This window comes from Rhodococcus sp. AH-ZY2 (genome assembly GCF_030916465.1).
In the GTDB taxonomy this organism is placed as follows: Bacteria; Actinomycetota; Actinomycetes; order Mycobacteriales; family Mycobacteriaceae; genus Rhodococcus; species Rhodococcus ruber.
The window spans coordinates 205898-230966 of record NZ_CP126458.1; the positions used below are offsets into that span (position 1 = coordinate 205898).

Annotated in this window: 24 protein-coding genes; 16 read left to right on the plus strand and 8 right to left on the minus strand. The window is 71.2% G+C overall.

The window, feature by feature from the left end:
• Nucleotides 1-30 precede the first annotated feature (30 nt).
• A complete protein-coding gene (locus QNA09_RS01765) occupies nucleotides 31-1146 on the minus strand; it encodes an acyl-CoA dehydrogenase family protein (RefSeq protein WP_010594449.1) in 1116 nt (371 codons plus the stop codon).
• Between the two features lie 23 nt (nucleotides 1147-1169).
• Nucleotides 1170-2348, minus strand: coding sequence for an acyl-CoA dehydrogenase family protein (locus QNA09_RS01770; protein ID WP_308072175.1), 1179 nt, complete (start codon nucleotides 2346-2348; stop codon nucleotides 1170-1172).
• Between the two features lie 179 nt (nucleotides 2349-2527).
• Between QNA09_RS01770 and QNA09_RS01775 the strand changes: the two genes are divergently transcribed.
• The 12 genes from QNA09_RS01775 to QNA09_RS01830 all read left to right on the plus strand — a co-directional run bounded on the left by QNA09_RS01775 (nucleotide 2528) and on the right by QNA09_RS01830 (nucleotide 14299).
• On the plus strand, nucleotides 2528-2713 hold the full coding sequence (locus QNA09_RS01775; protein WP_010594447.1) for a ferredoxin: 186 nt from the start codon (nucleotides 2528-2530) through the stop codon (nucleotides 2711-2713).
• A gap of 119 nt (nucleotides 2714-2832) precedes the next feature.
• Complete coding sequence (locus tag QNA09_RS01780) at nucleotides 2833-3813, plus strand: 3-oxoacyl-ACP reductase (RefSeq protein WP_225223570.1); 981 nt, start codon at nucleotides 2833-2835, stop codon at nucleotides 3811-3813.
• Nucleotides 3814-4273: 460 nt separating this feature from the next.
• Nucleotides 4274-5038 carry an ABC transporter permease gene (locus QNA09_RS01785; RefSeq protein WP_010594445.1) on the plus strand — a complete coding sequence of 255 codons (765 nt, stop codon included), beginning with the start codon at nucleotides 4274-4276 and terminating at the stop codon, nucleotides 5036-5038.
• A gap of 20 nt (nucleotides 5039-5058) precedes the next feature.
• Nucleotides 5059-5907 carry an ABC transporter permease gene (locus QNA09_RS01790; protein ID WP_308072177.1) on the plus strand — a complete coding sequence of 283 codons (849 nt, stop codon included), beginning with the start codon at nucleotides 5059-5061 and terminating at the stop codon, nucleotides 5905-5907.
• A gap of 4 nt (nucleotides 5908-5911) precedes the next feature.
• Complete coding sequence (locus QNA09_RS01795) at nucleotides 5912-7090, plus strand: MCE family protein (protein WP_308072179.1); 1179 nt, start codon at nucleotides 5912-5914, stop codon at nucleotides 7088-7090.
• A gap of 57 nt (nucleotides 7091-7147) precedes the next feature.
• Nucleotides 7148-8167: an MCE family protein gene (locus QNA09_RS01800; protein ID WP_010594442.1), complete on the plus strand. Its 1020-nt coding sequence runs from the start codon at nucleotides 7148-7150 to the stop codon at nucleotides 8165-8167.
• On the plus strand, nucleotides 8164-9222 hold the full coding sequence (locus tag QNA09_RS01805) for an MCE family protein (RefSeq protein WP_308072180.1): 1059 nt from the start codon (nucleotides 8164-8166) through the stop codon (nucleotides 9220-9222). The genes QNA09_RS01800 and QNA09_RS01805 overlap by 4 nt, the downstream gene beginning before the upstream one ends.
• Entirely contained in the window at nucleotides 9219-10547 is a 1329-nt protein-coding gene (locus QNA09_RS01810) for an MCE family protein (protein ID WP_010594440.1), read from the plus strand. Before QNA09_RS01805 ends, QNA09_RS01810 begins: the two co-directional genes overlap by 4 nt.
• Nucleotides 10544-11779 (plus strand): MCE family protein, encoded by a 1236-nt coding sequence (locus tag QNA09_RS01815; RefSeq protein ID WP_010594439.1) that lies wholly within the window; start codon nucleotides 10544-10546, stop codon nucleotides 11777-11779. The genes QNA09_RS01810 and QNA09_RS01815 overlap by 4 nt, the downstream gene beginning before the upstream one ends.
• Nucleotides 11776-13191 (plus strand): MCE family protein, encoded by a 1416-nt coding sequence (locus tag QNA09_RS01820; protein WP_302069517.1) that lies wholly within the window; start codon nucleotides 11776-11778, stop codon nucleotides 13189-13191. The genes QNA09_RS01815 and QNA09_RS01820 overlap by 4 nt, the downstream gene beginning before the upstream one ends.
• Entirely contained in the window at nucleotides 13191-13724 is a 534-nt protein-coding gene (locus QNA09_RS01825) for a hypothetical protein (protein WP_010594437.1), read from the plus strand. Before QNA09_RS01820 ends, QNA09_RS01825 begins: the two co-directional genes overlap by 1 nt.
• Nucleotides 13721-14299 (plus strand): twin-arginine translocation pathway signal, encoded by a 579-nt coding sequence (locus QNA09_RS01830; protein ID WP_140188286.1) that lies wholly within the window; start codon nucleotides 13721-13723, stop codon nucleotides 14297-14299. The genes QNA09_RS01825 and QNA09_RS01830 overlap by 4 nt, the downstream gene beginning before the upstream one ends.
• Before the next feature lie 4 nt (nucleotides 14300-14303).
• On the opposite strand, the gene QNA09_RS01835 is transcribed toward QNA09_RS01830, so the two are convergent.
• From QNA09_RS01835 to QNA09_RS01845, 3 genes are read right to left on the minus strand one after another with little or no spacing between them, the layout of a single operon-like run.
• Entirely contained in the window at nucleotides 14304-14828 is a 525-nt protein-coding gene (locus QNA09_RS01835; RefSeq protein WP_010594435.1) for a response regulator, read from the minus strand.
• On the minus strand, nucleotides 14825-16315 hold the full coding sequence (locus QNA09_RS01840; RefSeq protein ID WP_017680996.1) for a trehalose-6-phosphate synthase: 1491 nt from the start codon (nucleotides 16313-16315) through the stop codon (nucleotides 14825-14827). Before QNA09_RS01840 ends, QNA09_RS01835 begins: the two co-directional genes overlap by 4 nt.
• 48 nt (nucleotides 16316-16363) lie before the next feature.
• The gene (locus QNA09_RS01845; RefSeq protein WP_003939603.1) at nucleotides 16364-16537 is read right to left on the minus strand and encodes a hypothetical protein; all 174 of its coding nucleotides are present in this window, start codon (nucleotides 16535-16537) and stop codon (nucleotides 16364-16366) included.
• Nucleotides 16538-16694: 157 nt separating this feature from the next.
• Here QNA09_RS01845 and QNA09_RS01850 point away from each other — a divergent pair, with 157 nt between their 5' ends.
• The 3 genes from QNA09_RS01850 (at nucleotide 16695) to QNA09_RS01860 (ending at nucleotide 21095) form a co-directional block, all read left to right on the plus strand.
• Nucleotides 16695-18422, plus strand: coding sequence for an ABC transporter ATP-binding protein (locus QNA09_RS01850; RefSeq protein ID WP_202637507.1), 1728 nt, complete (start codon nucleotides 16695-16697; stop codon nucleotides 18420-18422).
• Entirely contained in the window at nucleotides 18419-20185 is a 1767-nt protein-coding gene (locus QNA09_RS01855; protein WP_017680998.1) for an ABC transporter ATP-binding protein, read from the plus strand. Before QNA09_RS01850 ends, QNA09_RS01855 begins: the two co-directional genes overlap by 4 nt.
• A gap of 109 nt (nucleotides 20186-20294) precedes the next feature.
• Entirely contained in the window at nucleotides 20295-21095 is an 801-nt protein-coding gene (locus QNA09_RS01860) for an alpha/beta fold hydrolase (protein WP_010594430.1), read from the plus strand.
• A 64-nt stretch (nucleotides 21096-21159) separates the two neighbouring features.
• On the opposite strand, the gene QNA09_RS01865 is transcribed toward QNA09_RS01860, so the two are convergent.
• Nucleotides 21160-21810 carry an NAD(P)H-binding protein gene (locus QNA09_RS01865; RefSeq protein ID WP_308072181.1) on the minus strand — a complete coding sequence of 217 codons (651 nt, stop codon included), beginning with the start codon at nucleotides 21808-21810 and terminating at the stop codon, nucleotides 21160-21162.
• On the minus strand, nucleotides 21807-22688 hold the full coding sequence (locus QNA09_RS01870; RefSeq protein WP_374121871.1) for an EamA family transporter: 882 nt from the start codon (nucleotides 22686-22688) through the stop codon (nucleotides 21807-21809). The genes QNA09_RS01865 and QNA09_RS01870 overlap by 4 nt, the downstream gene beginning before the upstream one ends.
• 120 nt (nucleotides 22689-22808) lie before the next feature.
• Here QNA09_RS01870 and QNA09_RS01875 point away from each other — a divergent pair, with 120 nt between their 5' ends.
• Nucleotides 22809-23690 carry a LysR substrate-binding domain-containing protein gene (locus QNA09_RS01875; protein WP_010594427.1) on the plus strand — a complete coding sequence of 294 codons (882 nt, stop codon included), beginning with the start codon at nucleotides 22809-22811 and terminating at the stop codon, nucleotides 23688-23690.
• A gap of 141 nt (nucleotides 23691-23831) precedes the next feature.
• Here QNA09_RS01875 and QNA09_RS01880 read toward each other — a convergent pair whose 3' ends face one another.
• Nucleotides 23832-25022 carry an acetyl-CoA C-acetyltransferase gene (locus tag QNA09_RS01880; protein ID WP_308072184.1) on the minus strand — a complete coding sequence of 397 codons (1191 nt, stop codon included), beginning with the start codon at nucleotides 25020-25022 and terminating at the stop codon, nucleotides 23832-23834.
• Nucleotides 25023-25069 lie beyond the last annotated feature (47 nt).

The window sequence follows — 25069 nt, forward strand, 5'->3', positions numbered from 1 at the left end:
CCGAGGTGCCGGTTCCGCTGATCGGGACTGTCACGCGGGCGTTTCCGCGAGGGACACGCCCAGGGCCCGGAGCTGTGCGGTGGCCGAGCCGAGGTGGAATTCGTGGTGCTTGGCGGCCAGGAAGTAGCGGTGCACGGGATGGTCCTCGTCCAGACCCACTCCGCCGTGGACGTGGACGAGCGTGTGCGCGACGCGGTGCCCGGCGTCGGCCGCCCAGAACGCGGCCGTGCGCAGTTCCCCGGTGTCGGGCAGCCCGGCGTCGGCGCGGAAGGCTGCCTGCCACAGGGTGAGCCGGGCACCCTTGACGTCGATGTAGGCGTCGGCGAGTCGCTGGGCCACCGCCTGGAAGCTGCCGATCGGCCGATCGAACTGCACACGTTCGCGCGCGTACTCCGCGGTGAGCTCGAGCGCCCGGTCGAGCACCCCGTACTGGTATGCGGCCGAGCCGAGGAGTCCGCGGTCGCGCAGCCACGCCGTGATCGCGCGGCCGTCGGTGCCCAGCACACGATCGTCGGGGACGGCGGCGGCGGTCAGGGTCAGCGTCCCGAGGCAGCCTCGTCCGGTGTCGTACTGACGGGTCACGCTCACGCCGGGATCGGCGGGGCGCACGAGGAGCACGGTGACGCCGGCCGAGGTCGCCGCCGGCACGAGGAACAGGTCCGCGGCCGGTGCCGCGTCGACGAGGATCTTGGTGCCGTCGACGATCCAGCCGCCGTCGGTGCGACGTGCCGTCGTGGTCGGCGACGTGGGGTCGTCGTTCAGTTCCTCCTCGAGGGCGGCGGTGAGGATCTGCTCGCCGGTGGCGGCGGGTTCGCCCCAGTCGCGACGCTGCGTGTCGTTGCCGAACTCGGCGACGGCGGCGGCGGACACGACGATCGAGGACAGGTAGGGGACGGCGGCGACACCGCGGCCGAGTTCGGCGAGGATGCTCGTCTGTTCGAGCGGCCCGAAGCCGTCGCCGCCGACGGATTCGGGCAGTGCCGCGCCGAGGATGCCCGACGAGGCGAGCGCGTCCCACAGGGTGTGGTCGATGCGGTCCTCGGCGGCGTCGAGCCGGCGCAGGTGGTCGTTGGTGGCGATCTCGGTGACGATGCGGCGGGTGAGCCCGGCGAGGTCCTGCTGTGCCTCGGTGAGGGTGAAATCCACGGCCTTGTCCTTCCGGTGGAGTGTCAGCGCTTGGCGGGCGGCTGGCCGAGGGCGGTCATCGCGATGATGTCTCGCTGGACCTCGTTGGTGCCGCCGCCGAAGGTGAGGATCAGGGAACTGCGATGCATCCGTTCGAGCCGGCCCCGCAGCAGCACGCCCGGCGAGTTCTGCCGCAGGGTGGCCGACGGTCCGAGGATCTCCATCAGCAACCGGTACGCCTCGGTCGCGAACTCGGTGCCGAACACCTTGTTCGCCGACGCCGGGGCGGGCCCGAGCGGCGCGGCGCCGGAGGCGATCTCCCAGTTCATCAGTTTCAGGTACTCGGCCTGGGCGTGGACGCGGGCCAGGTTGATCCGCACCCATTCCTGATCGAGGACGCGGCGGCCGTCGGGCAGGCGGGTGTGCTGCGCCCACTCGCGCACTTCCTGCAGCGCGGTGAGGATCGGGCCCGCGGACGTGAGTGCGACGCGTTCGTGGTTGAGCTGGTTGGTGATCAGCGCCCAGCCGCCGTTCTCCTCGCCGACGAGCGCGGAGGCCGGGACGAGCACGTCCTGGTAGTAGGTGGCGCTGGTGTCGGGGCCGGCCATGGTGTGCACGGGGGTGTAGGAGAACCCCTCGGCCGTGGTGGGCACGATGAGGACGCTGATGCCCTTGTGCTTGCGCGCGGCCGGGTCGGTGCGGCATGCGAGCCACACGTAGTCGGCGTAGGCGATCAGGCTCGTCCACATCTTCTGGCCGTTGATCACCCACTCGTCGCCCTCGCGGACGGCGGTGGTGCGCAGCGACGCGAGATCCGTGCCGGCCTCGGGTTCGGAGTAGCCGATGGAGAAGTGCAGCTCGCCGGCGGAGATCTTCGGGAGGAAGAACTCCTTCTGCTCGGGTGTGCCGAAGTGCATGATCGTCGGCGCGACCGAATTGATGGTGAGGAACGGAACGGGAGCGCCGGCGATGGCCGCCTCGTCGGTGAAGATGAGCTGATCCATGGCCGAACGGTTCTGGCCGCCGTACTCCTCCGGCCAGCCCAGGGTGAGCCAGCCGTCCTTGCCCATCTGCTGGACGACCTCCCGGTACACGTTGCCGGCACCGTACTCGCCCGTCGTCGCGGCGAGCGCCTCCCGTCGTTCGGGCGTCATCAGGTCGGCGAAATAGGCGCGCAACTGCGCGCGGAGTTCCTCTTGCTGCGGGGTGTACGCGATGTCCACGAACCGCTCCGTTCGTCGGGTAGGCAGCTGTTCGACGGCCGAGGACCGGGACCGGCTCGGCGATGTTCCCGAATCATTGCACAGAACTGAAACGCGTTCTAGCCTGGATTTCGAGCCGTCGCGCCAGCCCGCGCGACCGGCGCCGGATCGGTTGTGCGAGCGAGAAGCGAGGTCTGTTCATGGAGGTCAAGGTCGACTTCGATCGTTGTGAGGCGAACGGCGTGTGCGTGGGGATTGCGCCCGAGGTCTTCGATCTGAACGACGACGACGAGCTGATCGTCACGCACCCCATCGCGCCGGAGCAGGAGGAGGACGTGCGCACGGCGATCGCGCAGTGCCCCCGCGCGGCACTGAGCGAGGCCTGACGAGTTCACTTGTCAGAAACGAGAACACGTTCTACATTTCTGATGGCCGCCGGAATCCGCGGCGACCAGGAGCGCGGCGGCCCGGGCGGCCGCCCGGTATCGCTAGGGAGAACGCGTCGATGAGTGCAAGCGGCAACGGTCTCGGCCCCGCGGGAAACGGTGCGGGGGACGACGGGGGCGTGAGCCTCGAGGGCGGTGTGAGTCTCGAGGGCGGTGTGAGTCTCGAGGGGCGGGTCGCCGTCGTCACCGGAGCCGGCGCCGGACTCGGACGCGCCGAGGCCGTCGCGCTGGCCCGGGCCGGTGCCGCGGTGGTCGTCAACGATCTCGCGGCGTCGGACGCCGTCGAGGACACCCTCGCCGAGATCCGCGACCTCGGCGCCGACGCGGCCTTCGTGGCCGGCAGCGTCGCCGAACGCGCCACGGCCGACGCCCTGCTCGCGACGGCCCGGGACCGATTCGGTCGTCTCGACATCGTCGTCAACAATGCCGGCATCGTGCGGGATCGCATGCTGTTCAACATGTCCGACGAGGACTGGGACGCGGTGATCGCCGTCCATCTGCGCGGCCATTTCCTGCTGTGCCGCAACGCGGCGGCGCACTGGCGTGGCGAGTCCAAGAAGGCCGGCGGGCCCGTCTACGGCCGGATCGTCAACACGTCCTCCGAGGCCGGCCTGCTCGGCCCCGAGGGGCAGGCCAACTACGGCGCGGCCAAGGCCGGGATCACCGCCCTCACCCTCTCCGCCGCGCGGGGCCTGTCCCGGTACGGGGTGCGGGCCAATGCCATCTGCCCACGGGCGCGCACCGCGATGACGGAGGGTGTCTTCGGTGCCGCGCCCGAGGGGGAGGTGGATCCGCTGGCACCCGAGCACGTCTCGGCGCTGGTCACCTACCTGGCATCTCCCGCGGCGGACCGGATCAACGGCCAGGTCTTCGTCGTCTACGGCCCGATGGTCGCGCTGATGGCCGCGCCCGTCGTCGAGCAGCGGTTCGACGCGGACGTCCGCTGGACCCCGGAAACCCTCGCCGACCGCGTCGGAAGCTACTTCGACGACCGGGATCCTGCGCGCACCTTCTCGGCCGCGCAGGCCCTCGCTCTCTGAAACACCGCTAGGTGATACCCGAAGTGACATGCAAGGTCGCCCTTCGGTAATATCGCGCCGTCCCGGGCCGATCCGGTTAGTGTCGGGCTCTGCCCGGCGTGCCGCGCCGGGTGCGCGGCCGCGACCGCGGGCGTGTGAACTCTGGTGATACCTGTTCTAATTTCTCTCCCTCGACATCCGGCGGGACGCGCCGGTTCGGTGCCGCGACCCCGTGCGACCGGGCGCTGTGGACGGGTGGGGGATCCCGCGGTCCGGGTGGGCATCTTCCCAGTTCGAAGCCCGATTCCGGGTTCGTCGTGGCTGTCGCGCCGCGGCCGGTGCGGCACGGTTCCCGCCGCGCGGGCGGCGGCGTGTCGCGACGGTCTTTGACACATGAACACGTTCTAGTTAGTATGACGCGGGTCACAAGCTGACCTCTCGTCGGCCGTGGCCGGCGAGCGAACCAACGGAGGAGGAGACGGTGGTAGACCTCCTCGAGGTCCCGCTCCGCGCGGTGGGCGGATTCTTCGCGATGACCGGTGAGACCGCCCGGGCCGTGTTCTCCCGGCCCTTCCAGCGACGCGAGTTCGTCGACCAGGCCTGGTTCGTCGCACGGGTGTCCCTCGTGCCGACGGTCCTCGTCGCGGTGCCGTTCACTGTCCTGGTCAGCTTCACCCTCAACATCCTGCTGCGCGAGATCGGAGCCGCGGACCTCAGCGGCGCCGGCGCCGCGCTCGGTGCCGTCACCCAGGTCGGCCCCATGGTCACCGTGCTCATCGTCGCCGGTGCCGGCGCCACCGCCATCTGCGCGGATCTCGCCGCCCGCACCATCCGAGAGGAGATCGACGCGATGCGCGTGCTCGGCATCAACCCGATCCACCGTCTCGTCGTGCCCCGGGTCCTCGCGTCCACCGTCGTCGCGCTGCTGCTCAACGGGCTGGTGTGCTCCATCGGCATCCTCGGCGGCTTCGCGTTCTCCGTCTTCCTCCAGGACGTGAACCCCGGCGCCTTCGTCAACGGCATCACCCTGCTCACCGGCTTCGGCGAACTGATGATCTCCCAGATCAAGGCCGGACTGTTCGGCATGATCGCCGGCCTCGTCGCCGCCTACCTGGGCCTCAACGTCAAGGGCGGCGCCAAGAGCGTGGGCGATGCCGTCAACCAGACGGTCGTGTTCGCCTTCATGGCATTGTTCGTGGTCAACCTTCTCGTCACCGCCGTCGGCATCAAGCTGACGGGCGGGTGACCGGCACGGCGGTGATGTAGATGGCAGTGATCTCCTGGCGCTTCCCCCGCGCGCGGCGCCGCATCGCCCGGGCCTCCGACTCCGTGGACCGGCTCGGTGACCAGGCGCTCTTCTTCGGCAAGGCGCTCGGCTACGCCCCGCGTGCGCTGATGCACTACCCGAAGGAGACGGTCCGGCTGATCGCCGAGATCAGCATGGGCACCGGGGCGCTCGCCGTGATCGGCGGAACGGTCGTCATCGTCGGCTTCCTGACCCTGTTCACCGGCGGGATCATCGCCGTGCAGGGCTTCAGCTCCCTCGGCAACATCGGCGTCGAGGCCCTCACGGGCTTCTTCGCCGCCTTCATCAACGTCCGCATCGCGGCGCCCACCATCGCGGGCATCGGCCTGGCCGCCACCATCGGCGCCGGCTCGACCGCCCAGCTCGGCGCCATGCGGGTCTCGGAGGAGATCGACGCGCTCGAAGTCATGGCGATCCCGTCGATCCCGTATCTCGTGAGCACCCGCGTGATGGCGGGCATGATCGCGATCGTCCCGCTGTACTCGCTGGCCGTGATCGCCTCGTTCGTCGCCAGCCGCTTCGCCACCGTCGTGCTCTACGGCCAGTCCGCGGGCGTGTACGACCACTACTTCGACACGTTCCTCATCCCCACCGACATCCTGTGGTCGTTCGTGCAGGCCATCGTCATGGCGATAGCCGTCATGCTGATCCACACCTACTACGGGTTCAATGCCGGTGGCGGCCCGGTCGGCGTCGGCGTCGCCGTCGGCAACGCGGTGCGCGCCTCCCTGATCGCGGTGGTGACCGTGACCCTGCTCATCTCGCTCGCGGCGTACGGGGCGACCGGCAACTTCAACCTGTCGGGATAGGCGCATGGACACACCCTCCTGGAAGAAGAAACTCGCGGCCCTCGGGCTCGTCGGCGGCCTCACCGTCGCCGTCGTGCTGGCGCTGCTGATGTTCGCCGGTGCCTTCACCGCCACCACCCCGGTCACGGTCACCTCCGCACGGTCCGGCCTGGTGATGGAACCCGACGCGAAGGTCAAGCTGCGCGGTGTCGAGGTGGGCCGGGTCCGGTCCGTCGAGCACACTCCCGACGGTGCGCTGCTGCAGCTCGCGATGGATCCCGGTCAGCTGCACCTGGTGCCGTCCAACGTGCGGGTGACCATCGAGTCCACCACCGTGTTCGGGGCGAAGTTCGTCAACCTGCTCGTGCCGGACGACCCGTCGCCGGTTCCGCTCCAGGAGGGCGCGATCATCGCGGCCGAGAACGTCACCGTCGAGTTCAACACCGTCTTCCAGCACCTGTCCGACGTGCTCGCGCAGATCCAGCCGGAGAAGCTCAACGCCACGCTCGGGGCGATCTCCGAGGCCCTGGACGGTCGGGGCGACACCCTCGGCGCCACCCTCGTCGAGGCCGAGGACTACCTCGCGACGATGAATCCCTCGCTGCCGCAACTGCAGTACGACCTCGCCGTGGCGGCCGACGTCACCAACCTGTACGCCGACGTCGCCCCCGACGTGATGAACCTGCTCGACAACGCCACCTCGATCGGCAACACCGTGGTCGACGAGCAGGCCAACCTGGACCTGATGCTGATGAACGTCACCGGTCTGGCGAACACCGGGCGCGACGTCCTCGGCGAGAACGAGGCCCAACTGACCTCGGCGCTGGATCTGCTGACGGAGACCACGACGCTGCTCGCCGAGTACTCGCCCGAGCTGCCGTGCTTCCTCGTCGGGCTCAACGACGCGCGCATCGCGTTCGAACCCATGGCCGGCACCGGCAAGTACCCGGCGCTGATGCTGAGCACGAACTTCCTGGGCGGCGCCACCATGTACGACCACGAGCAGGACCTGCCGGTGGTGGGAGCTTCGGGCGGGCCGAACTGCCACGGGCTGCCCGACTTCGATCCCAAGCGCGACGGCCACGCGCCCTTCGTCGTCGCCGACACCCATCCCGTGCCGTTCCACCCGAACACCGAGACGTGGGTGCGGTACCCGACGATCTTCGGTTTCCTGTTCGGCGACATGATCCCGGGAGGCGAGTGAGATGCCGCAGGCGCAGATGCGGACGGACCGGGCGGCGCGGGAAGGCGGGGTGATCCGGTGAGGGCCACCACGGTCAAGTTCCTCGCGTTCACCGTCGTGATGGTGCTGATCTTCGCGGTGCTGGCGATCGTGTTCAGCCAGGTGCGGTTCACCGGCACGCAGACCTATCACGCGACGTTCACCGACGTGTCCGGACTGCAGGCCGGTGACAAGGTCCGTATCGCCGGGGTGCCCGTCGGATCGGTCGACAGCGTCGACGTCGGGCGCGACAACCAGGCCGAGGTGTCGTTCGACGTCGACGCCGAGCACACGCTGCTGGCGAGCACCAAGGCCACGGTGCGGTACGAGAACCTCGTGGGCGACCGCTATCTCGAACTGCTCGAGGGACCGGGGACTGGGGAGACGCTGCCGGCCGGCGGCACGATCCCGGTGTCGCAGACGGAACCCGCGCTCGACCTCGACCTGCTGCTCGGCGGATTCAAGCCGCTGCTGCAGGGCCTCGACCCGCAGCAGGTCAACGACCTGTCCGGCGCGCTGCTCCAGGTCTTCCAGGGCCAGGGCGGCACCCTGGTGTCGCTGCTGGGCAACACGAACTCCTTCACGAACTCCCTCGCCGACCGGGACCGGCTGATCGGCGACGTCATCGACAATCTCAACGCGGTCCTTGCCACCATCGACGAGAACGACCAGCAGTTCACCGAGACCGTCGACCGGTTGCAGACCCTGGTGAGCGGGCTCGCGCAGGACCGCGACCCGATCGGCACCGCCATCCCGCGGATCGCGGCCGGCACCGGCGATCTCGCGTCGCTGCTGCAGAACAACCGGCCGGACCTGCAGTCGGTGATCGCCGAGACCAACCGCACCATGACCCAGCTCGACCTCGGGCGCGACGACATCAACCGGACACTCGAGCGGCTGCCGAACGACTACAAGAAGCTCATCCGGGTGGGGGTGTACGGCAACTTCTTCCAATTCTTCCTGTGTGCCAACACGTTCAAATTCTCGGGACCGGACGGGACCACCATCCGTTTCACGTCGGCCGAGCAGACGACCGGAAGGTGCGCGAAGATCGAATGAGTCCGATCCGTGAACGCAATCCCGTGCAGGTCGGCATCGTCGGCCTGTCCGTCGCCGCCGCGACGGTGCTCGCGGGCCTGCAGTACGACCAGCTGCAGTTCCTCTCCGGGGGCCTGACCTACTCGGCGTACTTCGTCGACGCCGGCGGTCTCGTACCCGGCGACACCGTCACCCTCGCCGGCGTCGACGTCGGCGAGGTCACCGACGTCCGCCTCGACGACCGGCAGGTGCTCGTCGCCTTCACCGTCCGCGACGGCATCGCGCTCGGCGAGGACACCGGAGCCGACATCAAGACGAATACCGTGCTCGGCCGCAAGTCGCTCGCCGTGCAACCGTACGGTTCGGGGACGCTCGACCCGCGCGAGCCGATCCCGTCGACGCGCACCGACTCGCCGTACTCGCTCACCGACGCCCTCGGCGACCTCACGACCACGGTGTCCGAGCTCGACACCGAGCAGATCGACGACTCGCTCGATGCGCTGTCGGATTCGCTGCAGGACACCCCGCCCGAGCTGCGGGGGGCGCTCGAGGGCATGACCAGGCTGTCCCAGTCCGTCAACGCACGCGACGAGTCGCTCGAGGATCTGCTGGCCCGCGCCGAATCGGTGACCGGCATCCTCGCCGAACGCAGCGACCGGATCAACGCGCTCGTGGTGGACGCCAACGCCCTCTTCGGGGAGCTGAGCCTGCGGCGCGACGCGATGACCGAGCTGATCGCGAACATCTCCGCGGTCTCGAGGCAGCTCTCCGCCCTGGTGCAGGAGAACCAGGCGCAGATGGGTCCCACCCTGGACAAGCTCAACGCGGTGACCGCCAACCTGCAGGCGAACAAGGAGAACATCGCCGGCGCCCTCGACGGGCTCGGCCCGTACATCAGCGCGCTCGGCGAGTCCGTCGCGAGCGGCCCGTTCTTCAACGCGTACGTGTCGAACGTCCTGCCCGCGCCGTGGTGGAAGGCACTGGTCGACAGCATGGTCGCCCCCGAACTGCTGGAGCAGGACCTGCAGGACATCATCCCGAAGGACCCGCCGTCGATCACGAAGGATGGCGAATGAGCACCGATACCCTCCAAGCCCCGGAGGACCGGCCCGGGAAGCGCCGCCGCCTGCTGCTGCCGGTGATCGCCGGTGTCGCAGTGGTGGCCCTGGCCCTCGTCGCGTTCGCCGTGGTGCTGCCCGGCTGGGGCAAGCGCACGATCAACGCCGAATTCGTCTCCACGAGCGGCCTGTACGAGGGCGACGACGTGCGGGTGCTGGGCGTGAGCGTCGGCAGGATCACCCGCATCGAGCCGGGCGACGACCTGGTGCGCGTGCAGATGCAGGTCGACGACTCCGTCGACATCCCGGCCGACGCCAAGGCGGTGATCATCGCGCAGAGCCTCGTGTCCGCGCGCTTCGTCCAGCTGACCCCGGTGTACTCGGGGGGCCCGCAGCTCGCCGACGACGCGACGATCCCGCTCGAGCGCACCGCCTCGCCGGTGGAATGGGACCAGATCAAGACGGAACTGATGCGTCTGTCGGAAGCCCTCGGCCCTCAGGGTCTCGATCCGCAGGGCTCGCTCGGGCGTTTCATCGACACGGCCGCCGAGAACCTCGACGGCAACGGCCTGACCATCCGCGCCACCCTGCGCGAACTGTCCGACACGATGCACACCCTGTCGGAGGGGCGCACCGACCTGTTCGGCACCGTCCGGAACCTGCAGGCGTTCGTGGCGGTGCTCTCGACCAGCAACGAGCAGATCGTGCAGCTCGGCGGCCGGCTCGCGTCGGTCTCGGACGTCCTCGCCGAGAGCTCGGATCAGCTCGGCACCTCGCTCGCGGACCTCGACCTCGCGGTCGGTGACGTGCAGCGGTTCGTGCAGGACCACCGGGCCGCGCTGACCGAGTCGGTGCAGCGCCTCGCCGACGCCACCGAAGTCCTCGCCCGCAAGCGACCCGAGATCGAACGGGTCCTGCACTCCGGACCGACGGCGCTGTCGAACTTCTACGACATCTACAAGCCCGCACAGGGCTCGCTCACCGGTGCGCTGGCGATCAGCAACCTCGCCAATCCCGTCGAGTTCATGTGCGGGTCCGTGGCCGCGGCCGCGAACGCCACCTCCGACCGCAGCGCGGAACTGTGCCGCCAGCAGCTCGGACCGGTGCTCCAGTCGCTGGCGATGAACTACCTGCCGGTCATGACCAACCCCATCGCCGCGGTGGAGGCGTTCCCCGACCAGATCCAGTACACCGAGCCGGGTCTCGAGGCGGAAGCCGCGGCCGCGGGGCGGGGCACCGCACCCGCGGACGCCGTGCCGCCGGCCGGGCCGCTGCCCGGCCTGCCCACCGTGACGGTTCCCCCCGACCTCGGTGCGCTGCTGCAGCCGGGAGGAGGACGATGAGCACCCGAATCCGGCACTCCCGCCCGACGCGGCGCGGTGCCGTCGCCGCGATGCTGGTCGCGGCGGCGCTGACCTCGACCGGATGCGAGTGGGAGGGGCTGAACTCCCTTCCCCTCCCCGGCACCGCCGGGCACGGCGAGGACGCCTACCAGGTGCGGATCCAGATGCCGAACGTGACCACCCTGACCCAGAATTCGCCGGTGCGGGTCGACGACGTCCAGGTCGGCAGCGTCACCAGGATCGAGGTCGAGGACTGGCACGCCCTCGTGACCGTCGCCCTCGACGGTGAGGTGGCACTCCCGGCGAACGCGACGGCGAGGATCGGGCAGACCAGCCTGCTCGGCTCGCAGCATCTCGAACTGGCGTCGCCTACGGACGAGCCGCCGCAGGGCCGGCTCGAGGACGGCGACCTCATTCCGCTCGAGCGGGCCGGGGTGTACCCGACCACCGAGCAGACGCTGTCGTCGCTGTCGGTGGTCCTCAACGGCGGTGGACTCGCACAGATCAACGACATCACCACCGAGCTGAACGCGGCGCTGTACGGACGGGAGGACTCGATCCGGAACCTGCTGCCGCGGCTCGACGAACTCGTCGGCACCCTCGACCGGCAGCGGGGCGACATCATCGCCGCGATGGAGGGCATCGACCGGCTCGCGTGGACGGTCGACGCGCAGAACGCCACCCTCGTCCGGGCGCTCGACGAGATGCCGGCCGCGCTGACCGTGCTCGCCGACCAGCGCCAGGACCTGACCACCGCGCTCACCTCGCTCGGCGAGATGAGCACCGTGGCCAGCCGGCTCGTCGAGAACAGCGGCGAGGACCTGCACACCAACCTGCAGGCGCTCGCTCCGACGCTGCGGGCGCTCGCCGACTCCGGCAACGCCCTGACCGAGGTGCTCGGCGTGCTGCTGACCTATCCGTTCCCGCAGGCCGGCATCGACCAGGTCATCCGGGGCGACTACGCGAACCTCGCCATGACCATCGACCTCACCCTCGAACGGCTGGACCTGAACTTCCTCACCGGCACCCCGCTCGCCGGGCGTCTCGCCGGACCGGAAGGCATCCTCGGGCAGGACGCCGGGCTGGCGGCCCAGTCCGCGGACCCGTTCCAGGCCCCGCTCGAGCAGCCGGCCGCACAACCCGCACCGGGCCCGGCCGCGACCCTGTCGGTGCCCGGCCTGGGGGAGATCACCATTCCGGGGCTGCCCCCGCTGGGGGTGCCGGCGCCATGATGCTGTCGAAGTTCGTCCGGATCCAGCTCGTGATCTTCGCGGTGCTCACGGTGGTCGGGCTGCTGGTGATGTCGCTGCAGTACGTCAAGCTCCCGCAGCTGTTCGGCGTCGGCCGGTACACGGTGATCGTGGAGCTGTCCTCCACCGGCGGGCTCTACCCGCACGCGAACGTCACCTACCGCGGCAACACGGTCGGGGTGGTCGACAAGGTGCAGCTCTCGCCCACCGGCGTGGAGGCCGTCCTGTCGATCGACAGCGACCGCGCGATCCCCGCCGACGTCGACGCGGCGGTGCGCAGCGTGTCCGCCGTCGGCGAGCAGTACGTGGACTTCGTTCCGCCGCAGAACGGTTCGAGTGGGAAGTACCTGGCGGACGGCGACGTGATCCCCGCCGACCGCACGTCGGTGCCGCAGGAGGTGGGCGCGCTGCTCGACCAGGCCGACGTCCTGCTCGCCAGCATCAGCGACACGCGGCTGCGCACTGTCGTCGACGAGTCGTTCGACGCGTTCAACGGTTCGGGACCGGACCTGCAGCGGCTGATCGATTCGACCCGCCTGTTCGTGCAGGAGGCGAGCGCGGGCAGCGAGCAGACCAAGGCACTGCTCGATCAACTCGGTCCGCTGCTCGACACCCAGGTCGTCACCAGCGACGCGATCCGGTCCTGGACCCGGGACATGCTGACGTTCACCGACGGGCTGCGGGCCGCCGACACCGACCTGCGGGCGGTGCTCGCGAAGGGGCCGGGCGCCGCGGCCGAGGCCGAACAGCTGCTGCAGGACCTGCGGCCGACGCTGCCGCTCCTGCTGGCCAACATGGTCAGCGTCGGGGAGGTGGGCGTGATCTACAACGCCGGCATCGAACAGATCCTGGTGCTGTACCCGCCGATGACCACCGCCCTGATCACCGCCGCCGGCAGCGGACCGGCCGAGGACGGCGCGGTCGTCGACTTCCACCTGCAGCTGCACGATCCGCCGCCGTGCCTGTCCGGCTTCCTGCCACCCGAGCAGTGGCGCAGCCCCGCGGACACCACCATGGTGGACACCCCCGGCGAGGTGTACTGCAAGCTCCCGCAGTCGGATCCGAACGCCGTGCGCGGTGCGCGGAACCTGCCGTGCATGGAGTTCCCGGGCCGGCGCGGGCCCACGCCGGAGGCGTGCCGCAACGGGTATCAGCCCGAGTACCTCGACAACCCGTGGCGGGGCGCGCCGACACCCGTGCAGTCGGAAGGCGACGTGCCGGTCCCCGCATCGCACGCGACCGGGACGAACCCGGCTGCACCCGCCGGGGTCACGGCGCGGGGCATCGACCCGGCGACGGGGACGTACATCGGTCCCGACGGTACGGTGTATCGCAACGTCGACACCGGCCCCGAGACCAGTTTGGAGACGTACATGAAGGCGCAGCAAGGCTGATGGCGGACGAACAGACCTCCGCCACCACGACGACCCCGGAGACCGCACCCGCCCGGACGGGCCGGCTGCTGCCCGCGCTCGCGGCCGTGATCGTCCTCGCCCTGGCGGGCGCCGGGGTATGGCTGTGGCTCGACGCGAGAGCCGACCGCGACCACGACGCCCGGCGGGCGGCGTACCTGCAGGCCGCGCGGCAGACCGTGCTGAACCTGACCACCATCCACCCGCAGAGCGCGGCCGCGGACGTGCAGCGCCTGCTCGACGGGGCGACCGGCGACTTCAAGGCCGAATTCGAAGGCCGCGAGGGGCCTTTCGTCGACGTGGTGACCAAGGCGAACGTCGACACCACCGGCGAGGTGATCGAGGCCGGCATCCAAGCCGAGGACGGCGCCTGCATGACCTCGCTCGTGGCCGCCCGGTCGATGGTGTCCAACGCGGAACAGACCGAACCCGAACCGCGCGACTTCCGGCTGCGGGTGACGATCTGCGACGAGGACGGCCGCCTGCTCGCGTCGAAGGTGGACTTCGTACCGTGACCGAGAATTCGAAGGACGACGCCGTGGCCCAGACCGACGACACCACGCGCGTGGACGCCGCGGAGGACGCGACGACGCCGCCCGGCCCCGCGGGCGGTCGGCGGAGAATGCTGCTCGCGGCCCTCACCGCCGCGGCGATCGTGCTCGCCGGCCTCGTCGGGTTCGGCGTGTACGACAAGGTCGAGCGCGACGGTGCCGAGGCGGCCCGGACCGAGGCCCTGCAGGCGGCCGAGGAGCAGGCCGTCGCGATGCTCGCGTACGACCACGCCAGGGTCGACGAGCAGGTCGCCGCGGCCTCCGACGGGCTCACCGGCGACTTCCGGGACGAGTACACCAGCCTGATGACGAACGTCATCGCGCCCGGCGCGAAGGAGAAGTCGATCACCGTTCAGGTGAGCGTGCAGGCGTCGTCGGTCGTGTCGGCCGAGGCCGACCGGGCGGTGACCCTGCTGTTCCTCAACCAGATCACCACCAGTTCCGTCAATCCCGAAGCGGTCAGCAGCGGCAGCCGTGTGCGCGTCGAACTCGAGAAGCACGACGGCCGGTGGCTGGTGAGCCGCCTGACGCCGGTGTGAGGGATCAGCGACCGGGCAGGCGCACCATGTGCACGAAGAACCGGTCGATCTGCCGCACGGTGGCGACGAACCGGTCGAAGTCCACCGACTTGGAGACGTAGGCATTGGCCCGCAGCCGGTAACTGCGCACGACGTCCTCCTCGGCGGTGGACGTCGTCAGCACGACGACCGGGATGGACGCCAGGTCGGGATCGGCCTTGACCGCCTCGAGCACCTGCCACCCGTCGTACTTCGGCAGGTTCAGATCGAGCAGCACCAGCGCCGGCCGCGCGGCGTCGGCGTGCATCCCGCGCCGGTACAGGAAGTCGAGGGCCTCCGCGCCGTCCCGCACCACGTGCAGTGTGCTGCCGATCTCGTTGGCCTCGAACGACTCCCGAATGATCAGTTCGTCCCCGGCGTCGTCCTCGACGAGGAGCACGTCGAGGGAACCGGTGGTCGTGCGCGGCGCGGGGACGCCGGCCGCCGCAGCCCCGATGCGCTCGGGCGAGGGCCGGGAACCGTAGTCCTCGCGGTCGGGTGTGCTCGTCACTCGGGCTCGCCGACCTCCGCCGGCGCGATCAGCGCCGGACCTGCCGCGCCCTGATGGGCGAGGGCGTCGAGGAAGGACCGGGCCCACCGGTCCACGTCGTGGGCGAGGACCTGCCGGCGCAGTGCCCGCATGTGCCGCCGGCCGTCCTCGCGCGGCTGGGTCAGCGCCGCTTCCATCTTGTCCTTGACGTCCTCGAGGTCGTGCGGATTGCACAGGAAGGCCTGGCGCAGTTCTGCTGCGGCCCCGGTGAATTCGCTCAGCACGAGGGCGCCGCCGAGGTCGCTGCGACACGCCACGTACTCCTTGGCGACGAGGTTCATGCCGTCGCGCAGCGGCGTCACCAGCATGACGTCGGCCGCGACGAAGAACGCGATCAGCTCGTCCCGTGGAATGGGCCGGTGGATGTAGTGCACCACGGGCCGGCCCACCTCGGCGTACTCGCCGTTGATCCGGCTGACCGTCTGCTCGATGGCGCCGCGCATCTGCACGTACGACTCGACGCGTTCCCGGCTCGGGGTGGCGAGCTGCACCATCACCGTGTCGGCCGGATCCACGCGCCCCTCGGCGATCAGCTCGAGCAGCGCGTCGAGGCGGACGTCGATGCCCTTGGTGTAGTCGAGCCGGTCGACGCCGAGCATGATGTGCCTCGGATTGCCGAGTTCCTTGCGGATCTGCTTGGCGCGGTCGCGGATCGACTTGCGGCGGGCCTGCTCGTCGAGCTGCCCGGAGTCGATCGAGATGGGGAACGCCCCGACGCGCACCGCCCGGAACCCGACCTGCACCACCCCGAGCTTCGAGCGCACGCCCACGGTGCCGCGGGAGGTCTGATGGCCGGCCAGCCGGCGCGCCAGGTACAGGAAGTTCTGGGCACCGCCGGGCAGGTGGAAGCCGATCAGGTCGGCGCCGAGCAGACCCTCGACGATCTCGGTCCGCCACGGCATCTGCATGAACAGTTCCACCGGCGGGAACGGAATGTGCAGGAAGAAGCCGATGGTCAGGTCCGGGCGCAGCATCCGCAGCATCTTCGGCACCAGCTGCAGCTGGTAGTCCTGCACCCACACCGTCGCGCCCTCGGCCGCGGCCTTCGCGGTCTCCTCCGCGAACCGGCGGTTGACCTCGACGTAGGTGTTCCACCACTCGCGCCGGTACTCCGGCCGGACGATCACGTCGTGGTACAGCGGCCACAGTGTCGCGTTGGAGAAGCCCTCGTAGTAGTCGGCGATCTCCTGCGCGCTCAGCGGGACCGGATACAGCTCGAGGTCGTCCTGGACGATCGGGTCGAGTTCGGCGTCGGCGACACCGGCCCAGCCGACCCACGCTCCGCGGTTGCTGCGCAGGATCGGCTCGAGCGCGGTGACGAGGCCACCCGGGCTGCGCTTCCACCGGGTCGAGCCGTCCGCAAGACGCTCGAGGTCGACGGGCAGGCGGTTCGCGACGACGACGAAGTCCGAACCACCCGCCTGCGTCGACTCCTCAGCTGCAACCACGTGGCGCTCCCTGTCCTTGTCCGACTGTCCCTGTCCGGCGGTGTCCGGTCAGTCCATCTTCGGGTTCGGCCCGATGCCGAGCATGGACAGCAGCATGCGGCACTCGTCCGCATCCTCCGCGTAGGCAGCGACGACACGCTGCGCCTGGCGGGCGGTCTCGTCCGCGACGGGTTCGAGTTCCTCGTCCGGAATGTCGTTCTCGGTGGTGGCGTCCGCGGCCATGGTTGTTCCTCCCGGGCTTGCTGCTCCGTTCGAGCAGGTCATTCGTAGTGCGACTCTATGAGAACCGGCGCTTCCGACGCCACCCGCGCTGCAAGTTAGGGTTGACTCACTTCTCGGGGTGGTGACGTGGAACGGAGAGTTTCGTGTGGTGGAACGCATGAGCGGTGACGACGACCGCGGGGCCGGCGACGGGAAGAAGCCAGGTCCGGGGCTGTTGCGGCGCACCATCGTGAACCAGCGGATCGCGCTGGCAGTCGGCACCCCGCTGGTCTCGCTGCACCAGGTGATGGAGACCCTCGTGCCCGTCGCGATCGGGGTGATCATCGACGGGCCGGTCACCGACGGCGACGTGTCGATGCTGGTCGTCGCCCTCGCGGGCCTCGCCGCGTTGTTCGTCGTGCTCACCTACTCGTGGCGTCTCGGTGCGCGCCGGCTCGTCGCGGCGATCGAGGCGGAGTCGCACCGGCTGCGGGTCGCCGTGGCCCGCCGGATCCTCGATCCGCGCGGGGTGCGCACCTCCCTGCGCACCGGGGAACTCCTGGCGGTGGCGACCACCGACGCCGGGCGGGCCGCGCAGATCCTGCACGTGGTGCCCGCCACCGCCGCGGCCGTCACCGCGGTGGTCGGGGCCGCGATCGCGCTGCTGCTCGTCGACGTCCCGCTCGGTCTGCTGGTACTGCTGGGCACACCCGCGATCCTCGTCGCGCTCGACCGTGCCACCCCGCTGCTGACCCGGCGGGTGACCGCACAGCAGGAGGCGGTGGCGCGGGCATCGGGTCTGGCGACGGACCTCGTCACGGGACTGCGGCCGCTGCGCGGCATCGGTGCCGAACCGGCCGCCGCCCACCGGTACCGGGACGCCAGCGCGGACGCGCTCGCCTCGACACTGCGCGCGACCCGCGCCCTCGGCGTCTACACCGGCACCTCGTCGGCGGTGAGCGCGCTGCTGTCCGTCGCGGTCGCGGGCGTCGCGGGCTGGGCCGCGCTGTCGGGCCGCATCTCGGTCGGCGAACTCATCACCGTCGTGGGCCTGGCCCAGTTCGTCGTCGAACCGCTCGGGACGCTCGCCGCCCTGCCGTCGTCGTGGGCCGCCTCCCGCGCCTCCGCCGACCGGCTCTCGCTCGTGCTGCACGCGCCGTCGCTGCTGCCCGCCGGAACCGGGACCCCGGCGGACGGCAGCCTCGAGCTGCGCGGGCTCGGCTACCGGTCGCTGCGCAGGATCGACCTGACCGTCGCGCCGGGGGAACTGCTCGGTGTCCTCGCCCACCGGTCGCAGGACGCGGAGGCGCTCGCCGACGTGCTGTCCGGCCAGGTGCCGCCGGAGGACGTCCGCGGCGAGCTGACCGTCGGGGGAGTGCCGCTCGATGCGCTCGACCCCGTCGCCGGACGCCGGACCGTTCTCGCGGAACCCCACCACAGCGACCTGTTCGCGGGAACGCTCGCCGACAACATCGCCGCCGGCATGAGCCGACCCTCCGACGGCATCCCCTCGGAGGTGCTCGGCGCGTCCGCCGCCGGCCAGCTCGCCGACACCCACCCCGACGGCCTCGACCAGCGGATCGTCGACCGCGGCAGCAGCCTGTCCGGCGGACAGCGGCAGCGCGTGGCGCTGGCCCGGGCGCTGGCGCGGCGCGCTCCCGTGCTCGTGCTGCACGAGCCGACCACCGCGGTCGATGCGGTTACCGAGCAGGCCGTCGCGGAGGGGATCGCGCGCCTGCGGCACGACGGCGACGAGCACACGACCGTCGTCATCACCTCGAGCCCCGCGCTGCTCGCCGCCGCCGACCGCGTGGTGGTGGTCGACGACGGCGAGATCGTCGCGTCCGGCACCCACGCCGAACTGTCCGCCACCGACCCCACCTACCGAGCGGCGGTGCTGCGATGACGAGCAACGAGTCCGAGCTGCTGCCGATCGCCTCTGCGGGACGGTCGTGGCGCTGGCTGGGAGCGCAGCTGCGCGACGCGCCGGGGCGGGTCGCGCTGACGGTGACGGTGTCCGTCGGGGCGGCGATCGCCGCGGTGGTGCCGGTGCGCGTCCTCGGTGTCCTCGTCGACCGGGTGCGCGAGCAGGCCCCGATGTCCATCCTCGGATGGGTCGTCGCGCTGATCGCGGCGACGGCGGTCGTCGGCGGCGTGCTCGAGGGGGCCGGCCTGCACCTGGTTGCGCGTCTCGGCGAGACGGTGCTGGCCCGGCTGCGCGAGACGGTGCTGGCGCGGGTGCTGACCCTGCCCACCGAGACCGTCGAACGCGCCGGGCACGGCGACGTCCTCTCCCGCGTCGGCGACGACGTCGCGGTGCTGGCGAAGGCACTCGGCTCGGTGGTGCCGCAGCTGGTGGCGGCACTGATGCTGGTGGTGGTCAGCGTCGCGGCGATGGTCGGAATCGACTGGCGGCTCGGTCTCGCCGGCCTCGTCGCGCTGCCGATGTACGCGCTCGCCCTGCGCTGGTACCTGCCCCGCTCGGCTCCGCTGTACGCCGCGGAGCGGGTCGCGATGGGCGCACGGTCGCAGGCACTCGTCAGCAGCATGCACGGGGTGCGCACGGTCCGTGCCTACGGCCTCGACACGACCCACCTGTCCGGCATCGATGCCGCCTCGGCCCGCGCGCGCGACCTCACCGTCGGCGTGTTCGGCCTGTTCACCCGATTCGCGGGCCGGGCCAACCGGGCCGAATTCGTCGGTCTCGCGGCGCTTCTCGTCGCCGGGTTCGTCCTGATCCGGGCGGACGCGGTGACCGTCGGCGAGGCCACCGCGGCGGCACTGCTGTTCCACCGCCTGTTCTCGCCCCTCGGGCTGCTGCTGTTCACCTTCGACGACGTCCAGTCGGCGGGCGCGAGCCTGGCCCGGCTCGTGGGCGTCGCCGACCTCCCGGCGGCGCCGACCCCGGACGACGGTCCGCCCGACGAGCCGCGCTGCGGTCCGCCGGCGCTGGAGCTGACCGGGGTGCGGCACCGGTACGCGCACGGCCCCGAGGTCCTGCACGGCGTGGACCTGAAGGTCGCGCCGGGGGAGACGGTGGCGTTGGTCGGCTCGACCGGCGCCGGGAAGTCGACGGTCGCCGCTGCCGCCGCCGGGGTCGTCACGCCCACCTCGGGGGAGGTCCGTCTCGGTGGCCGGGCGCTCGGCGAACTCGGTGCCCGGCTGCGCCGCTACGTCGTCGTCGTCAGCCAGGAGGTGCACGTGTTCGGCGGCCCCCTGCTCGACGACGTGCGCCTGGCCAGGCCCGACGCCACCGTGGACGAGGTCGCGGCCGCGCTCGACGCCGTCGGCGCGGGCGAGTGGGTCCGCGCCCTCGACGACGGCGTGTACACGGTCGTCGGTGAGGGCGGCCATCCCGTGACCGCGGCCCAAGCCCAGCAGCTCGCGCTGGCGCGGGTGCTGATCGCCGATCCGCAGGTGGTGGTGCTCGACGAGGCGACGGCGGAGGCCGGCAGCGCGGGCGCGCGAGCCCTCGAAGCCGCCGCGGCGGTCGTGACGCGAGGACGCACCGCGCTGGTCGTGGCGCATCGGCTGACGCAGGCCGCGGCGGCGGACCGGATCGTCGTGCTCGAGGCGGGCCGGGTCGTCGAGGAGGGGCCGCACGCGGCGCTCGTCGCCGCCGGAGGCCGCTACGCGCGGCTGTGGCGCGCGTGGCAGGGCGGCGCCTGAGGATGTGCTGCCAGGGTCGCGACCTGCGGTGCAGGGTAGTGTGGATCGGTCCGTTGTGCCCGTGCTGCCGTGCGGCCGCACCCGCGCCACCCACCTCAGGAAGGTTTTCATGCCCATCGCGACAATCAACGGCATCCCGCTGAACTACCAGGTCAAGGGGACCGGCGACCTCGTCGTGCTGATCATGGGGACGGGCAGCCCCGGCCGGGTCTGGGACCTGCACCAGGTTCCCGCGCTGGTCCAGGCCGGCTACCGCGTCGCCACCTTCGACAACCGCGGCATCGCGCCGTCGGGGGAGAGCCTCGGCGGCATGACCATCGACGACCTGGTGGCCGACACCGCCGGCCTGATCGAGCTGCTCGGCGGTCCCGCGTACGTCGTGGGCACCTCCATGGGGGCGCGCGTCGCGCAGGAGCTGTCGCTGGCCCGCCCGGACCTGGTGCGCAAGGCGGTGTTCCTGGCCGGGCACGCCCGCATGGACCAGTTCCAGGTCACCCTCACCGAGGGCGAGCGTCAGCTGTACGACAGCGGCGTCGAACTGCCCGCGAAGTACCGGGCGGCGGTCACGGCCGTGATGAACCTGTCGCCGGCGTCGCTGGCCGACCCGCACACCGCGCGGGACTGGCTCGACGTGTTCGAGTTCACCGGCGGCAAGACGTCGCCCGGCGTGCGGGCGCAGCTGGGAATGGACCGTGAGTTCGACCGTCGCGCCGCCTACCGGGCGGTGCGGGTGCCGTGCCTGGCCGTCGGTTTCGCCGACGACCGGATGATTCCGGCGTACCTGTCGCGGGAGGTGGCCGACGCCATTCCCGGCGCGAGCTACCAGGAGATCCCGGACGCCGGGCACTACGGCTACCTCGAGCAGCCGGAGGCCGTGAACAAGGTGCTGCTGGAGTTCCTGGCGAGCTGATCGCCGCCCGGGACGAGCCGGCCGCTCCTGCTCGGTGCCACCGGCTTTCGCTACCCGCTCCACGCTATCCACGACACGGGGGAGTGCGTGCCACCGTGAAGTGCCGGTCGGTACCGGGGCGCTCGATCTCGTCGAGGGCGGCCACGGCGAGATCCTCGGCGGTGATGCGTGAGGTGCCGTCGGGTTCGGTGAGCAGGGTGGTGGCTCCGCGCCGGTACGTGCCCGTGCGCGTTCCGGATTCGACGATCGCGGGCGGGCTCAGGTATGTCCAGCGCGGGTTCGTGTGCCGGAGACAGGTGCGGAGCTGGGCGGTGCTGGCCTCGGCGACCGCTCGCCATTCGACCGGCACGTAGTCGGGATCGTCGAGGACCGCCAGGCCGTCCCTCCGCGGTGAGCGCAGGGGGCCGGCTCCGCCGATGACGAGCAGGCGGATACCGGAGCGACCCGTAGCGTCCAGGACCGCCGTGGTCAGCGGTGCGATCGTCTGTTCCTGGCCGGGAGCGGCACGGACGGCGAGGATCGCCGCGTGCGCGCCCGCGAGTGCGGCATCGAGTCGTCCGGGCACGCCGGCATCGACGGCGAGTGCGGTGACGGCCGGATCCGGGTGGGTGCCCGGATGCCGGGCGACGGCGGCGACGCGGTGTCCGCGCGTGGCGGCTTCGGCTACGAGGCGCGAGCCGACCATGCCGGTGGCCCCGATGACGGTGACGTTCACGACGAAAGTCCTTTCCGCGTACGGGCGCGAGGCGCGGTCTGCCCGGCGCCGCGCGCCGCGAGGGCGAGCACGAAACCGACAAGCTGCGGTGCGCTGAGGGTTTCCCCCGCCACGAGGACACCGAGGGCGGCGGCCACGAGGGGGGAGAGCAACCCGAGCAGCGCCGTCGCGGTGACCGGCAGGGTGCGCAGGCCGTTGAACCAGAGGGTGTAGGCCAGCAGCCCACCGAGGAGGCCGAGCCAGAGGTAGCCCGCGACGGCGGGGGCGTCGATTCGGCTGGGAACCCCTTCGATCAGCAGTGCCGGTACCGACAGGATCAGGCCGCCGACGGTGAGCTGCCACCCTGCGAAGCTGATCGCGCCGACTCCCTCGGGCCGGCCCCAGCGTGCGGTGAGAACGACGCCGGTCCCCATCACCGCGGCACCGGCGAGCCCGGCGACGATGCCGACGGGATCGAAGGCCGCTGCGGGGCCGAGCACGACCAGGCCCACGCCGAGCACGCCGACGACACCCCAGACCAGACGCCGGAGCGAAAGGCGTTCGGGCAGAAGGACGACGGCGAGAAGAGCGACGATGATCGGCTGGGTCGCGCCGAGGGTGGCGGCGACCCCGCCGGGCAGCCGTTCCGCGGCGAGGAACAGCAGCGGGAAGAACAGGCCGATGTTCAAGGCGCCCAGCACCGCGGTTTTCCACCACCAGGCCCCGCGGGGCAGCGTCCGGGAGAGCAGGAGGGCGAGCACGCCTGCGGGCAGCGCCCGCACGAGCGCCGCGAACAGGGGGTGGCCCGGGGCCAGCAGTTCTGTGGTGACGACATAGGTCGTGCCCCACACCGCAGGGGCCACGGCGGTCACCGCAGTGAGTGCCGTGCGGTTCGTCACCCGCCCCGGGGGCGCCGGCAGAGGAGTTGTCGTGGTAGTCACCACATCACTGTCGCGTCGTTGTACCGATGAGTCCAAGACATGGTTTTCATATCAGCAATCGATGTGCACGATAGGTGAATGGAACTGCAGCAACTGCGGTATGTGCTCGCCGTGGCCGAGAAGCGGAACTTCACCCGAGCGGCCGAGCAGTGCTTCGTCGTCCAGTCGGCGCTCAGTCACCAGATCAAGGCGCTCGAACAGGAGCTGGGCGTGGCACTGTTCGCCCGGACCAGCCGCCGCGTCGAGCTCACCGACGCCGGGGCGGCGTTCCTGCCCGCCGCGCGGGCGAGCCTGGAAGCTGCCGAGCGTGCCGCTGCCGACGCGACCGCTACGGTCGGCCAGGTGCGGGGCACGCTGACGGTCGGTGTCATCCCCACCGTGACCGCCGTCGACATTCCCGCTGCCTTGGGCCGGTTCCACCGCGCGCACCCGGCGGTGCGCATCGCACTACGGCACGGCGGCAGCGACGAACTCGTGAGCGCACTCCGCGCGGGTCGGGTCGACGTCGCCGTGCTGGGCCTGCCTGACGCGACCACTCCCGACCGTGTCCGGTCCGTCGAGCTGGCACGCGAACGCCTCGTCGCTGTGCTCGCGGCCGATCATGGGCTGGCGGGGCGGCGCCGGCTGCGCTTGCGTGATCTTGCCGGGGAGACCTTCGCGGACTTCCCGGCCGGGACCCAGGGGCGTGCGCAGAGCGACCTCGCCTTCGACGCCGCCGACCTGCGGCGGGAGGTGACCTTCGAATCGATGTCGACCGACCTGATCCTCGACCTCGTGAAGCAGAACCTCGCCGTCGCGCTCCTGCCACCCGCGTTCGTCCCGTCGACCCCGAACCTGGTCACGGTGCCCGTCGGCGACGGGCCGACCCGAGTGGAGTATCTCGCCTGGAGCGACTTCAATCCCGCGCCTGCCGCGGTGGCCTTCCTGGACATACTGCAGCCCCGGGCATCGCCGCGGTGACGTCGATGGTCTGTCGAGCCGGCCGTGGGGTGCTGCCGTCACCGGCACGGTCGCAGGCACCCGCACGCGTTCGGGCGGAGGCGATCGTGTCGCCTCCGCCCGAACGTGACGGTCCTCGACGGATCTTCGAGGTCGCGGGTCCTACGCCTTGGGGACGCGGACGATGAGGGCGTCGCCCTGGCCGCCGCCGCCGCACAGGGCCGCAGCCCCGACCCCGCCGCCGCGGCGGGCCAGCTCGAGGGCCAGGTGCAGCACGATCCGGGCCCCGGACATCCCCAGCGGGTGCCCCAGCGCGATCGCCCCGCCGTTGACGTTGACCCGCTCCGGGTCCAGGCCCAGCTCGCGGGTCGAGGCGATCCCCACCGCGGCGAACGCCTCGTTGATCTCCACCAGGTCCAGCTCGGCCGGCTCGAGGCCCTCCCGCGCGCAGGCCTTCGCGATCGCCCGCGCCGGCTGGGACTGCAGCGTCGAGTCCGGACCGGCGACCACCCCGTGCGCGCCGATCTCGGCGAGCCAGGACAGGCCGAGCTGCTCGGCCTTGGCCTTGGACATCACCACCACCGCGGCCGCGCCGTCGGAGATCTGCGAGGCCGAGCCGGCGGTGACGGTGCCGTCGGGGGCGAACGCCGGCCGCAGCTTGGCCAGGGACTCGGCGGTGGTGTCCGGGCGGATGCCCTCGTCGGCGGTGACCACGACCGGGTCGCCCTTGCGCTGCGGGATCGACACCGGCACGATCTCGTCGTCGAACAGCCCGTCCTTGTGCGCGCGGGCCGCCCGCTGGTGGCTGGCGGCGGCGAACGCGTCCTGCTCGGCGCGGGAGACGGCCGCCGCGCCGGTGTTGGCGGCCTCGGTCAGGGCACCCATGGCCTGGTCGGTGAAGATGTCGTGCAGCCCGTCGAAGGCCAGGTGGTCGCGCAGGGTCACATCGCCGTACTTGAACCCGGCGCGGGAGTCGGCGAGCAGGTGCGGGGCCCGGCTCATCGACTCCTGGCCGCCGGCGACGACGACGTCGAACTCGCCGGCGCGGATGAGCTGGTCGGCCAGCGCGATCGCGTCGATGCCGGACAGGCACACCTTGTTCACGGTCAGGGCGGGGATGTCCATCGGGATGCCGGCGGCGACGGCGGCCTGGCGGGCCGGGATCTGCCCGGCCCCGGCGGTGAGCACCTGCCCCATGATCACGTACTCGACCTGCTCGGGGGCGACCCCGGCCTTGGCCAGGGCCCCGGCGATGGCGACCCCGCCGAGGTCCGAGCCGGAGAAGTCCTTCAGGGCGCCCTGCAGACGCCCCATCGGGGTCCGGGCTCCGGCGACGATGACAGAACTGGTCACGATGGCTTCTCCGATCCTGTTGGCGAGCAGTGGTATTCGACTACGTT

Coding starts and splice junctions, on each gene's coding strand:
- QNA09_RS01775 (WP_010594447.1), top strand. CDS start 2,528: ATGGAGGTCAAGGTCGACTTCGATCGTTGTGAGGCGAACGGCGTGTGC.
- QNA09_RS01780 (WP_225223570.1), top strand. CDS start 2,833: ATGAGTGCAAGCGGCAACGGTCTCGGCCCCGCGGGAAACGGTGCGGGG.
- QNA09_RS01790 (WP_308072177.1), top strand. CDS start 5,059: ATGGCAGTGATCTCCTGGCGCTTCCCCCGCGCGCGGCGCCGCATCGCC.
- QNA09_RS01795 (WP_308072179.1), top strand. CDS start 5,912: ATGGACACACCCTCCTGGAAGAAGAAACTCGCGGCCCTCGGGCTCGTC.
- QNA09_RS01805 (WP_308072180.1), top strand. CDS start 8,164: ATGAGTCCGATCCGTGAACGCAATCCCGTGCAGGTCGGCATCGTCGGC.
- QNA09_RS01810 (WP_010594440.1), top strand. CDS start 9,219: ATGAGCACCGATACCCTCCAAGCCCCGGAGGACCGGCCCGGGAAGCGC.
- QNA09_RS01815 (WP_010594439.1), top strand. CDS start 10,544: ATGAGCACCCGAATCCGGCACTCCCGCCCGACGCGGCGCGGTGCCGTC.
- QNA09_RS01820 (WP_302069517.1), top strand. CDS start 11,776: ATGATGCTGTCGAAGTTCGTCCGGATCCAGCTCGTGATCTTCGCGGTG.
- QNA09_RS01825 (WP_010594437.1), top strand. CDS start 13,191: ATGGCGGACGAACAGACCTCCGCCACCACGACGACCCCGGAGACCGCA.
- QNA09_RS01845 (WP_003939603.1), bottom strand. CDS start 16,537: ATGGCCGCGGACGCCACCACCGAGAACGACATTCCGGACGAGGAACTC.
- QNA09_RS01850 (WP_202637507.1), top strand. CDS start 16,695: ATGAGCGGTGACGACGACCGCGGGGCCGGCGACGGGAAGAAGCCAGGT.
- QNA09_RS01855 (WP_017680998.1), top strand. CDS start 18,419: ATGACGAGCAACGAGTCCGAGCTGCTGCCGATCGCCTCTGCGGGACGG.
- QNA09_RS01860 (WP_010594430.1), top strand. CDS start 20,295: ATGCCCATCGCGACAATCAACGGCATCCCGCTGAACTACCAGGTCAAG.
- QNA09_RS01875 (WP_010594427.1), top strand. CDS start 22,809: ATGGAACTGCAGCAACTGCGGTATGTGCTCGCCGTGGCCGAGAAGCGG.